Genomic DNA, 12,405 nt, shown 5'->3' with positions numbered 1-12,405 from the left:
TACCAGAAGGCGTTGAAATGGTAATGCCTGGTGATAACATCGCTATGACTGTTACTCTAATCGCACCTATCGCGATGGACGAAGGTCTACGTTTTGCTATCCGTGAAGGTGGCCGTACAGTTGGTGCTGGTGTTGTTGCAACTATCATTGCATAAGTTACGACGACTTCGTTGAATTTAATTTGACGACAGCGCACAAAAAAGGGCATCATTTGATGCCCTTTTTCTACACTTTAATACAAAAATGCATGTTTTTTGTTCAAGTGATAGAGATAAATTTTCGTAAGATGAAGTTTTTTATTAATGTTATTAAAGGCTTACCCCTTTTTCTTCATCCATGGCCTCGCTATAGCGGGGTTATTTTCGTCTAAATAAAGACTAGTTACAGGTTGGTTGTATGAATGCGAATGCCGAAAACCAAGAAAGCGAAAGCAAAATGGATGGCCTGAAATGGGTCGTAGTTTTTGCTTTGCTAGCTGCTGCTGTGGTTGGTAATTACCTGTACAGTGATGTTTCTGTTGTGCTGCGTACATCTGCAGTAATTGCTTTAGTGGCAGTTGCTGGGATCACTGCTGCATTTACAGCAAAAGGTAAAGCCGCGATTCGTTTTGCAAGTGAGTCGCGCATGGAAGTCCGCAAGGTGGTATGGCCTACTCGTCAGGAAGCTACGCAGACAACCTTTATCGTTCTAGCAGTCACTGTAGTGATGGCGTTAGCCCTTTGGGGTATCGACGGCATTATGGTCCGTTTAGTACGCCTATTTACCGGCGTGTGAGGTAAGAATTCATGAGCGAAGCTCCAAAAAAACGATGGTATGTAGTACAGGCTTTTTCAGGTTTTGAAGGCCGAGTTGCACAGTCACTACGCGAACATATCAAAATGCACGGTATGGAAGAGCACTTTGATGAAGTTCTTGTTCCTACAGAAGAGGTAGTTGAAGTTCGTGCAGGTCAGCGCCGTAAGAGTGAGCGTAAGTTCTTCCCAGGTTACGTACTGGTACAAATGGTGATGAACGACGAAACATGGCACTTAGTACGCAGTATTCCACGTGTTATGGGCTTCATTGGCGGAACTTCTGATCGCCCAGCTCCGATTTCTGATAAAGAAGCGGATGCGATCCTAAACCGTCTACAGCAAGCTAGTGAGTCTCCTGTTCATAAAACAGTATTTGAACCTGGTGAAGTTGTTCGTGTGACTGATGGTCCATTTGCTGATTTCAATGGTACAATTGAATCAGTAGATTACGATAAGAGCCGCGTGAAGGTTTCTGTATCGATTTTCGGTCGTGCAACGCCAGTAGAATTAGAGTTCGGTCAAATCGAAAAGAACTGATCAAATTCTGTTCAAGTTGTATTGTCAGGGGCGTGAGATTAGGCTATAATTTCGCGCCCTTTCGTTAGACGGGGAGTCTGTTTGTTTAAAAATAGACGTTTGAACCCAAATTTAGGTATATAGCAATGGCTAAAAAAGTAGAAGCTTACATCAAGCTGCAAGTTGCAGCTGGTATGGCGAACCCTAGTCCACCAGTTGGTCCAGCTCTTGGTCAACATGGTGTTAACATCATGGAATTCTGTAAAGCGTTTAACGCTAAGACTGACTCAGTAGAGAAAGGTCTTCCAACTCCAGTTGTTATCACTGTTTACAGTGACCGTTCATTCACGTTCGTAACTAAGACTCCACCTGCAGCAGTTCTTCTGCTTAAAGCAGCTGGCCTTAAGTCTGGTTCTGGTCGTCCGAACACTGAGAAAGTAGGTACTGTAACTGACGCTCAGATCCAAGAGATCGCTGAGACTAAAGCTGCAGACATGACTGGTGCTGATATTGAAGCTATGAAGCGTTCAATTGCTGGTACTGCTCGCTCAATGGGCCTAGTGGTAGAGGGTTAATAAGATGGCTAAACTGACTAAGCGCATGCGCGTTATCCGTGACAAAGTTGACTCTACTCGTGAGTACGAAATCAACGAAGCTGTTGCTCTTCTAAAAGAACTAGCTACTGCTAAATTCAATGAAAGTGTTGACGTTGCAGTTAACCTAGGCATTGATGCACGTAAATCTGACCAAAACGTACGTGGTGCAACTGTACTACCAAACGGTACTGGTCGTGATATCCGTGTTGCTGTATTTACTCAAGGCGCAAACGCTGAAGCTGCTAAAGAAGCTGGCGCTGAGCTTGTAGGTATGGAAGATCTAGCTGATCTAGTTAAGAAAGGCGAGATGAACTTCGACGTAGTTATCGCATCTCCTGATGCAATGCGCGTTGTAGGTCAACTTGGTACTATCTTAGGTCCTCGTGGTCTTATGCCAAACCCTAAAGTTGGTACTGTAACTCCTAACGTTGCTGAAGCAGTTAAAAATGCTAAAGCAGGTCAGGTTCGTTACCGTAACGACAAAAACGGTATCATTCACACTACTATCGGTAAAGTGAACTTCGATGCCGCTCAACTACAAGAGAACTTAGAAGCTCTTCTAGTTGCACTGAAGAAAGCTAAGCCTTCTTCAGCGAAAGGTACTTTCATTAAGAAAGTAAGCATCTCTACTACTATGGGTGCAGGCGTAGCATTAGATCAGAACTCTCTGAAAACTAACGTAGCGTAATAATTTGCAGAAGCGATAAGTTAGTGTATAATTTGTCGCTTCCGAATTCGTGGCTGGGGCTAATTGCTTGCAGTTAGCCTCCGTCAAAGACCGTAGGTGTTTTTCGGAACTTAATATTTACCTACGTAGACGGTGCCAGAGCATGATTGATGTATGTCTTTCTTGGATCTGCGCCGTAAGACTCTCCTGCTATTTGAGCAGTGAGTGGTGTCAAACAATCCAGGAGCAAATCCAATGGCATTAAATCTTCAAGACAAAAAAGCAATTGTTGCTGAAGTCAACGAAGCTGCCAACGGTGCACTTTCTGCTGTTGTTGCTGACTCTCGCGGTGTTACTGTGGGTGCGATGACTACTTTACGTAAGCAAGCTCGTGAAGCTGGCGTATACGTTAAAGTTGTTCGTAACACACTAGCACGCCGTGCAGTGGAAGGAACTGACTTCGAATGTCTACAAGACGTTTTTGTTGGTCCTTCTCTAATCGGTTTCTCTAATGAGCACCCAGGTGCTGCAGCGCGTCTTTTTAAAGATTTCGCTAAAGAGAACAAAGCATTCGAGATCAAAGCAGCTGCATTTGAAGGCGCTGTTGCAAACGTTGAAGTACTAGCAACTCTACCAACTTACGACGAAGCTATCGCACGCTTAATGATGTGCATGAAAGAAGCGTCTGCTGGTAAACTTGTACGTACTATCGCTGCAGTACGTGATCAGAAAGAAGAAGCTGCTGCTTAATAGCAGAGTTTTATCTGATTACTATTTAAACTTATTGTTGACTTTAAAAGAGAATTGTTATGTCTATCACTAACGAGCAAATCCTAGACGCAGTTGCAGAAATGTCTGTAATGCAAGTTGTTGAGCTAATTGAAGCTATGGAAGAAAAATTCGGTGTTACTGCTGCAGCTGCAGTTGTAGCAGGCGGCGCAGCTGCAGATGCAGCTGAAGAGCAAACTGAATTCGACGTAATCCTAACAGCTTGCGGCGCTAACAAAGTTGCTGTAATCAAAGCAGTACGTGGCGCAACTGGTCTTGGTCTTAAAGAAGCTAAAGCAGTAGTTGACGGCGCTCCAGCACCTCTAAAAGAAGGCGTTGAGAAAGCTGAAGCTGAAGCTCTTAAAGCTCAATTAGAAGAAGCTGGTGCTTCTGTTGAAATCAAGTAATAATTATTTGATTTCATAGCCTTTTATGGCTATTGGCTGGTGGCAAATTGCCACCGGCCTTTTTGCGCTGTAGGGCAGTGGTAATTTTCACCTTGTTTTGTATCCACTGTCTAGCAAAAAAACGACCCTGATTTCATTGGGTTGTTCCTACACATAAACAACGTTTAGTCACTACCCCCCGTGTGTATTGGGGTAGTTTGGATCACTTATCAGCGATCTGAGGAACCTATGGTTTACTCTTATACCGAGAAAAAGCGTATCCGTAAGGATTTTGGTAAGCGTCCGCAAGTGTTGGATGCTCCATACTTGCTGTCGATCCAGCTTGATTCTTTCCAAAAATTTATCGAGCAGGATCCAGAAGGGCATTACGGTCTAGAAGCTGCCTTTCGCTCTGTTTTTCCAATCCAGAGCTACAATGGCAATTCCGAGCTGCAATACGTTAGCTATCGTCTCGGTGAGCCGGTCTTCGATGTTAAAGAATGTCAGATTCGTGGCGTAACTTATTCTGCTCCACTGCGTGTGAAGCTACGTCTTGTCATGTACGATAAAGACGCGCCGGCTGGCACTGTAAAAGACATTAAAGAACAAGAAGTTTACATGGGCGAAATTCCGCTCATGACAGATAACGGTACATTCGTTATTAACGGTACCGAGAGGGTTATCGTATCCCAGCTACACCGTAGCCCGGGTGTCTTCTTCGACAGCGATAAGGGTAAGACCCACTCCTCAGGTAAAGTGTTATATAACGCTCGCGTAATCCCTTACCGTGGTTCATGGTTGGATTTCGAGTTCGATCCTAAGGACAGTGTATTCGTACGTATCGACCGTCGTCGTAAATTACCTGCGTCTATCATCCTTCGTGCACTTAACTACACAACAGAACAGATCCTTGACATGTTCTTCGAAAAAATTCATTTCGAAGTTCAAGGTAAATCTCTTGTTATGGAGTTGGTACCGGATCGTCTACGTGGCGAAACTGCAAGCTTTGATATTGAAGCGAACGGTACAGTTTACGTAGAGCAAGGTCGTCGTATCACTGCTCGTCATATTCGCCAATTAGGCAAAGACGGCATTGATCACATCGAAGTACCAGTTGAGTACATCGTTGGTAAGATCGCATCACGCGATTACATCAACGAAGAAACCGGTGAACTGATTGTAGCGGCTAACCAGGAATTAAGCCTGGAAGCATTAGCACTTCTATCTCAGGCGGGTCACAAGTCTATTGAAGTTCTGTTTACGAACGATTTAGACCACGGTCCTTACATGTCAGATACCCTACGTATCGACAACACAACTGACCGTTTAAGTGCATTGGTAGAAATCTACCGTATGATGCGCCCTGGCGAGCCACCAACACGTGAAGCAGCTGAGCAACTTTTTGAAAGCTTGTTCTTCTCAGAAGATCGTTACGATCTATCTGCTGTTGGTCGTATGAAGTTCAACAGTTCTCTACTTCGTGAAGAGACAACAGGTCCTGGTATCTTAGACCACGCAGACATCATTGATGTTATGCGTAAACTGATCGATATCCGTAACGGTAAAGGTGAAGTTGATGATATCGACCACCTTGGTAACCGTCGTATTCGTTCTGTTGGCGAAATGGCTGAAAACCAATTCCGCGTTGGTCTAGTACGTGTTGAGCGTGCTGTTAAAGAGCGTCTAAGCTTAGGCGATCTTGATGCAATCATGCCTCAAGACCTAATTAACGCTAAACCTATTTCTGCGGCAGTGAAAGAGTTCTTCGGCTCTTCTCAGTTGTCACAGTTTATGGACCAAAACAACCCACTGTCAGAAGTTACTCACAAACGTCGTATCTCGGCGCTTGGTCCAGGTGGTCTGACTCGTGAGCGTGCTGGCTTTGAGGTTCGAGACGTACACGCGACGCACTACGGTCGTCTATGTCCTATCGAAACGCCTGAAGGTCCAAACATCGGTCTAATCAACTCGCTATCTGTTTTTGCGCGTTGTAACCCTTACGGTTTCTTGGAAACACCTTACCGTAAAGTGGTAGACGGAAAAGTTACAGACGATATCGAATACCTATCAGCAATCGAAGAAGGTCTATACGTTATTGCACAGGCTAACGCCGCGCTTAACGAAGACGGTTCATTTGCTGACGAATTGATCACTGCTCGTCAGAAAGGTGATTCAGGTCTGCACCCACGTGACCATGTTCAATACATGGACGTTGCAACCAACCAGGTTGTATCTGTGGCGGCATCTCTGATCCCGTTCCTAGAACACGATGATGCTAACCGTGCCCTAATGGGTGCGAACATGCAACGTCAGGCAGTTCCAACTATCCGTGCTGATAAGCCGCTAGTAGGTACTGGTATTGAGCGTCAAATCGGTGTTGATTCTGGTGTTACAGCTGTAGCTAAACGTGGTGGTACAGTTCAGTCTGTAGATGCATCTCGTATCGTTATCAAAGTTAACGACGACGAGTTGATCCCTGGTGAAGCAGGTATCGATATCTACAACCTAACTAAGTACACGCGTTCTAACCAGAACACATGTATTAACCAGCGTCCAACCGTGCTACCTGGCGAGCCAGTATCACGCGGTGATGTTCTTGCTGATGGTCCTTCAACAGACCTTGGTGAGCTAGCGCTTGGTCAAAACATGCGTATCGCGTTCATGCCTTGGAACGGTTACAACTTCGAGGATTCCATCTTAGTTTCTGAGCGTGTAGTTCAGGAAGATCGTTTCACAACAATCCACATTCAAGAGCTTTCTTGTGTGGCGCGTGATACGAAGCTGGGTTCTGAAGAAATCACTGCTGATATCCCTAATGTGGGTGAAGCTGCGCTTTCTAAGTTGGACGAGTCAGGTATCGTTTACATCGGTGCTGAAGTGAAGGGTGGTGACATCCTAGTTGGTAAAGTGACACCTAAGGGTGAAACACAACTAACACCAGAAGAGAAGCTTCTACGAGCTATCTTCGGTGAGAAAGCATCTGATGTTAAAGATTCATCTCTACGTGTTCCTGGAAGTGTTACTGGTACGATTATTGACGTACAAGTATTTACTCGTGATGGCGTTGAGAAAGACAAGCGTGCTCTTGAAATTGAAGAGATGCAGCTGAAAGAAGCGAAGAAAGATATCACAGAAGAATTCCAGATCCTTGAGGGTGGTCTTCTTGCTCGTGTTCGTACGCTTCTACTATCTGCGGGTTACGGCGAAGACAAGATTGCTTCAATGAACCGCGATGCACTATTCGCTGTTACGCTTGATGACGAAGCTTTACAAAACCAGTTGGAACAGCTTGCAGAGCAGTATGATGAACTGAAAGCTGAGTTCGATAAGAAGTTTGAAACTAAGCGTCGTAAGATCACTCAAGGTGATGACCTAGCACCTGGCGTACTTAAGATTGTTAAAGTATACCTAGCTGTTCGTCGTCGCATCCAACCGGGTGATAAGATGGCGGGTCGTCACGGTAACAAGGGTGTTATCTCTAAGATTAACCCTGTTGAAGACATGCCTTACGATGAGAAAGGTCAAACGGTTGATATCGTTCTGAACCCACTGGGTGTACCGTCTCGTATGAACATCGGTCAGATCCTTGAGACTCACTTAGGTCTTGCGGCGAAAGGTATCGGTGACAAACTTAACGATATGCTTAAAGAGCAGCAGGAGTTACACAAGTTCCGTAACTTCCTACAACGCGTATACAACCTAGGTGATACTCGCCAGAAAGTTGATATCGAAGCTCTTACTGATCAGGAAGTGCGTACTCTTGTACAAAACCTTCGTAAAGGTCTACCGATTGCAACACCTGTATTTGATGGCGCACCTGAGTCATCAATTAAAGAGTTGCTAAAATTGGGTGATCTACCTGAATCAGGTCAGCTAACGTTGTTTGATGGCCGTACTGGTGATGCATTTGAGCGTCCTGTAACTGTTGGTTACATGTACATGCTTAAACTGAACCACTTGGTTGATGACAAGATGCACGCCCGTTCTACCGGTTCTTACAGCCTTGTTACTCAGCAGCCGCTGGGTGGTAAAGCTCAGTTCGGTGGTCAGCGTTTTGGTGAAATGGAAGTATGGGCGCTTGAAGCATACGGCGCAGCATATACCCTTCAAGAAATGCTAACCGTTAAGTCAGATGACGTTAACGGCCGTACGAAGATGTATAAAAACATCGTTGACGGTGATCATCGTATGGAACCAGGTATGCCGGAATCATTCAACGTATTGTTGAAAGAAATCCGCTCGTTGGGTATTAACATCGAGCTGGAAGACGAATAAGATCGGGTTAGTCACCTATACTTATTAGTTACTCCGGTATAAATATGAAGGCGCCAGTAGACTGGCGCCTTTATGGGTCAACTCCTCACAGGAGCCGAATGTGAAAGACTTACTTAAGTTTCTGAAAGCACAACATAAGACCGAAGAATTTGATGCAATCAAAATCGGTCTAGCTTCACCTGACATGATCCGTTCATGGTCTTTTGGTGAAGTTAAAAAGCCAGAAACAATCAACTATCGTACCTTCAAGCCTGAGCGTGACGGTCTTTTCTGTGCACGTATCTTTGGCCCAGTAAAAGACTACGAGTGTCTTTGTGGCAAGTACAAGCGCCTGAAGCACCGTGGTGTGATCTGTGAAAAATGTGGTGTTGAAGTTACTCAGACTAAAGTACGCCGTGAGCGTATGGGTCACATTGAGCTTGCTTCACCTGTTGCCCACATCTGGTTCTTAAAGTCACTGCCATCTCGTATCGGTTTGTTAATGGACATGCCTCTACGTGATATCGAGCGTGTACTTTACTTTGAATCATACGTAGTTATTGAACCTGGTATGACCAACCTTGAGCGTAGCCAGCTGCTTTCTGAAGAGCAGTACTTGGATGCACTTGAAGAGTGGGGCGACGAGTTCGACGCTAAGATGGGCGCAGAAGCGGTTAAAGCACTTTTAGGCAACATGGACCTAAATGCTGAAATCGAAAATATGCGTGAAGAGTTAGAAGAAACTAACTCTGAAACTAAGCGTAAGAAGCTAACTAAGCGTCTTAAGCTAGTTGAAGCTTTCCTACAGTCAGGTAACAACCCAGAGTGGATGATCCTGTCTGTACTGCCAGTTCTACCGCCGGATCTACGTCCGTTGGTACCACTAGACGGCGGCCGTTTCGCGACTTCAGATCTGAATGATCTATACCGTCGTGTTATTAACCGTAACAACCGTCTGAAGCGTCTTTTAGACCTGGCTGCTCCTGATATCATCGTACGTAACGAAAAGCGTATGCTTCAGGAATCTGTTGATGCATTGCTAGATAACGGTCGTCGTGGCCGCGCTATCACTGGCTCTAACAAGCGTCCTCTGAAATCTCTTGCTGATATGATCAAGGGTAAACAAGGTCGTTTCCGTCAGAACCTTCTTGGTAAGCGTGTAGACTACTCAGGTCGTTCTGTTATCACAGTAGGTCCATACCTACGTCTGCATCAGTGTGGTCTTCCTAAGAAGATGGCACTAGAGCTATTTAAGCCATTCATCTACGGTAAGTTAGAGACTCGTGGTCTTGCTACGACAATCAAAGCTGCTAAGAAGATGGTTGAGCGCGAAGAAGCAGTCGTTTGGGATATCCTAGACGAAGTTATTCGTGAACACCCAGTAATGCTTAACCGTGCACCAACACTGCACCGTCTAGGTATTCAGGCGTTTGAACCAATCCTAATCGAAGGTAAAGCGATTCAGCTTCACCCACTTGTGTGTGCGGCATACAACGCCGACTTCGATGGTGACCAGATGGCGGTTCACTTGCCGTTGACGCTAGAAGCACAGCTAGAAGCACGTGCTCTAATGATGTCAACAAACAACATTCTTTCACCAGCATCTGGTGATCCGATCATCGTACCTTCTCAGGACGTTGTATTGGGTCTTTACTACATGACGCGTGAGAAAATCAACGCGAAAGGTGAAGGCATGTACCTTGCTGGACCAGCTGAAGCTGAGAAAGCATACCGTACTAAGATGGCTGAGCTTCACGCTCGCGTTAAAGTACGTATTACAGAATATGTGAAAGACGAGCAGGGTAACTTTGTTGAGAATTCTCAACTTGTTGATACTACTGTTGGTCGTGCAATGCTATGGCCTATCGTACCGAAAGGTCTGTCATTTAGCCTTGTAAACACTGAAGCACTAGGTAAGAAGCAAATTTCTAAGCTTCTTAACACCTGTTATCGTAAGCTGGGCATGAAAGATACTGTTATCTTTGCTGACCAGATTATGTACACAGGTTTTGCTTACGCTGCACTTTCTGGTGTATCTGTTGGTATCGACGATATGGTTGTACCTGCGGCTAAATACACTAAGATCGCTGAAGCTGAAGCTGAAGTTGCTGAAATCCAAGAGCAGTTCCAATCAGGTCTTGTAACTGCTGGTGAACGTTACAACAAAGTTATCGATATCTGGGCTACAGCGAACGAACAAGTTGCTAAAGCGATGATGGATAACCTGTCTTTCGATACTGTTATTAACCGTGACGGTGAAGAAGAGCAGCAAAAATCGTTCAACAGCGTATACATGATGGCCGACTCTGGTGCTCGTGGTTCTGCTGCACAGATTCGTCAGTTGGCGGGTATGCGTGGTCTGATGGCTAAGCCAGATGGCTCAATCATCGAAACGCCGATCACTGCGAACTTCCGTGAAGGTCTAAACGTACTCCAGTACTTTATCTCTACTCACGGTGCTCGTAAGGGTCTTGCGGATACCGCACTTAAGACAGCAAACTCAGGTTACCTAACGCGTCGTCTAGTAGACGTAGCGCAAGACGTAGTGATCACAGCAGATGACTGTGGTACTTACGCTGGTATCACCATGATGCCTCTAATCGAGGGTGGTGATGTTAAAGAACAACTTGGTGATCGTGTTCTTGGTCGTGTTGTTGCTGAAGACGTTCTAAAACCGGGTACAGAAGAAGTTCTAGCACCACGTAATACGCTTCTTGATGAGAAGTGGTGTGAGATCCTAGAAGCAAACTCTGTAGACCAAGTTAAAGTACGTTCAGTTGTAACGTGTGAAAATGACTTCGGTTGTTGTAAGTTCTGTTACGGTCGTGACCTTGCTCGTGGTCACTTGGTTAACTCTGGTGAGGCAGTGGGTGTTGTTGCTGCTCAGTCAATCGGTGAACCGGGTACACAGCTTACGATGCGTACGTTCCACATCGGTGGTGCGGCATCAGCAGCAGCAGCAGACAATAGCGTTGTAGTGAAAACTACAGGTTCTATGAAGCTGCACAATGCTAAGTTCGTAACGAACAATGCTGGCAAGCTTGTAATTACTTCTCGTGCATCTGAACTAAGCATCATTGATGAGTTCGGCCGTACAAAAGAGAACTACAAACTGTCTTACGGTACTATTTTAAGCAAAGGTGACGGTGCAGACGTTGTTGCTGGTGAAACAGTAGCAAACTGGGAAGCGCACACCATGCCAATCATCACTGAAGTGGCTGGTCGTATCCAGTTCGTTGACATGATCGACGGCGTAACAGTTTCTCGTCAAACAGATGACCTAACAGGTCTATCTTCAAGCGAAGTAACTGATGCAGCAGCTCGTCCAGCAGCAGGTAAAGATATGCGTCCAGCTATCAAACTTGTTGATGCTGATGGTAATGATGTAATGATCCCTGGTACTGATATGCCAGCTCAATACTTCCTACCTGGTAAGGCGATTGTTCAGCTTGACGACGGCGCTATGGTTGGTATCGGTGATACGCTTGCACGTATTCCGCAAAAATCTGGCGGTAACAAGGATATCACGGGTGGTCTACCACGCGTTGCTGACTTGTTCGAAGCACGTAAGCCAAAAGAACCAGCTATCTTGGCAGAAATTACCGGTACAGTATCGTTCGGTAAAGAAACTAAAGGTAAGCGTCGCTTGATCATCACACCAAGTGAAGGTCAGCCGTACGAAGAGATGATCCTGAAGCATCGCCAACTTAACGTTTTCGAAGGCGAAAAAGTTGAGAAGGGTGACGTAATCGCTGATGGTCCAGAAACTCCGCACGATATTCTACGTCTACGTGGTGTACACGCAGTTGCAGAATACATCGTTAACGAAGTTCAGGAAGTTTACCGTCTACAGGGCGTTAAGATTAATGATAAGCACATTGAGACTATCATTCGTCAGATGCTACGTAAGGTAACTATCACTGTTGCTGGTGATTCTGAGTTCCTAGAAGGCGAGCAAGTTGAATTCTCTCGCGTAACGATTGCTAACCGTCAGCTTGAAGCTGAAGGTAAGACTCCTGCAAGTTACTCTCGTGACTTACTAGGTATCACTAAAGCATCGCTTGCGACTGAGTCATTCATCTCAGCAGCATCGTTCCAGGAAACAACGCGCGTACTAACAGAAGCTGCTGTTTCTGGTAAGCGTGATGACCTACGTGGTCTGAAAGAGAACGTAATCGTGGGTCGTCTGATCCCAGCGGGTACAGGTTTCTCTTACCACCAACGTCGTCAATTGCAGCGTGATGTTGAGCTTGAGCCAGTAGCACCACAAGTTGATGCAGAGCAAGCCTCTCAAGACTTAGCGGCACTATTGAATGCAGGTCTTAACGACGAGAATTAATTCTCAACGTAACTGATTCTAAAAGGCATCCTTCGGGGTGCCTTTTTTATTGTTTGTAATAAATATCAGGCTAGTGGACGGGTTA

General features: G+C 45.4%; 8 protein-coding genes and 1 pseudogene. All 9 read left to right on the top strand.

Translation table 11 applies throughout. The features are described from left to right. A pseudogene (tuf, locus tag C9J41_RS18000) lies at positions 1–155 on the top strand (elongation factor Tu); the annotation flags it as partial. 241 nt (positions 156–396) lie between these two features. Continuing rightward, positions 397–774, top strand: coding sequence for a preprotein translocase subunit SecE (secE, locus tag C9J41_RS17995; protein ID WP_107207944.1), 378 nt, complete (start codon positions 397–399; stop codon positions 772–774). 11 nt (positions 775–785) lie between these two features. Next, positions 786–1,331 carry a transcription termination/antitermination protein NusG gene (nusG, locus tag C9J41_RS17990; RefSeq protein WP_045084741.1) on the top strand — a complete coding sequence of 182 codons (546 nt, stop codon included), beginning with the start codon at positions 786–788 and terminating at the stop codon, positions 1,329–1,331. A 125-nt stretch (positions 1,332–1,456) separates the two neighbouring features. Beyond that, entirely contained in the window at positions 1,457–1,885 is a 429-nt protein-coding gene (gene rplK, locus C9J41_RS17985; RefSeq protein WP_005372708.1) for a 50S ribosomal protein L11, read from the top strand. Positions 1,886–1,889: 4 nt separating this feature from the next. Beyond that, positions 1,890–2,594 carry a 50S ribosomal protein L1 gene (rplA, locus tag C9J41_RS17980; RefSeq protein ID WP_107207946.1) on the top strand — a complete coding sequence of 235 codons (705 nt, stop codon included), beginning with the start codon at positions 1,890–1,892 and terminating at the stop codon, positions 2,592–2,594. Between the two features lie 234 nt (positions 2,595–2,828). Further along, a complete protein-coding gene (gene rplJ, locus C9J41_RS17975) occupies positions 2,829–3,323 on the top strand; it encodes a 50S ribosomal protein L10 (RefSeq protein WP_107207948.1) in 495 nt (164 codons plus the stop codon). Between the two features lie 59 nt (positions 3,324–3,382). Then, positions 3,383–3,748, top strand: a complete 366-nt coding sequence (gene rplL, locus C9J41_RS17970) for a 50S ribosomal protein L7/L12 (protein ID WP_105061414.1) — start codon at positions 3,383–3,385, stop codon at positions 3,746–3,748. A 228-nt stretch (positions 3,749–3,976) separates the two neighbouring features. Beyond that, positions 3,977–8,002: a DNA-directed RNA polymerase subunit beta gene (gene rpoB, locus C9J41_RS17965; RefSeq protein ID WP_105061413.1), complete on the top strand. Its 4,026-nt coding sequence runs from the start codon at positions 3,977–3,979 to the stop codon at positions 8,000–8,002. Positions 8,003–8,102: 100 nt separating this feature from the next. Then, positions 8,103–12,320, top strand: coding sequence for a DNA-directed RNA polymerase subunit beta' (gene rpoC, locus C9J41_RS17960; RefSeq protein ID WP_107207949.1), 4,218 nt, complete (start codon positions 8,103–8,105; stop codon positions 12,318–12,320). The last annotated feature ends 85 nt before the right edge of the window (positions 12,321–12,405 follow it).

Origin of the sequence: Photobacterium sp. GB-50 (genome assembly GCF_003026755.1) — a bacterium.
GTDB lineage: Bacteria > Pseudomonadota > Gammaproteobacteria > Enterobacterales > Vibrionaceae > Photobacterium.
Note: the sequence above shows the minus strand (reverse complement) of the source record. Positions and strands in the feature narration are given on the sequence as shown.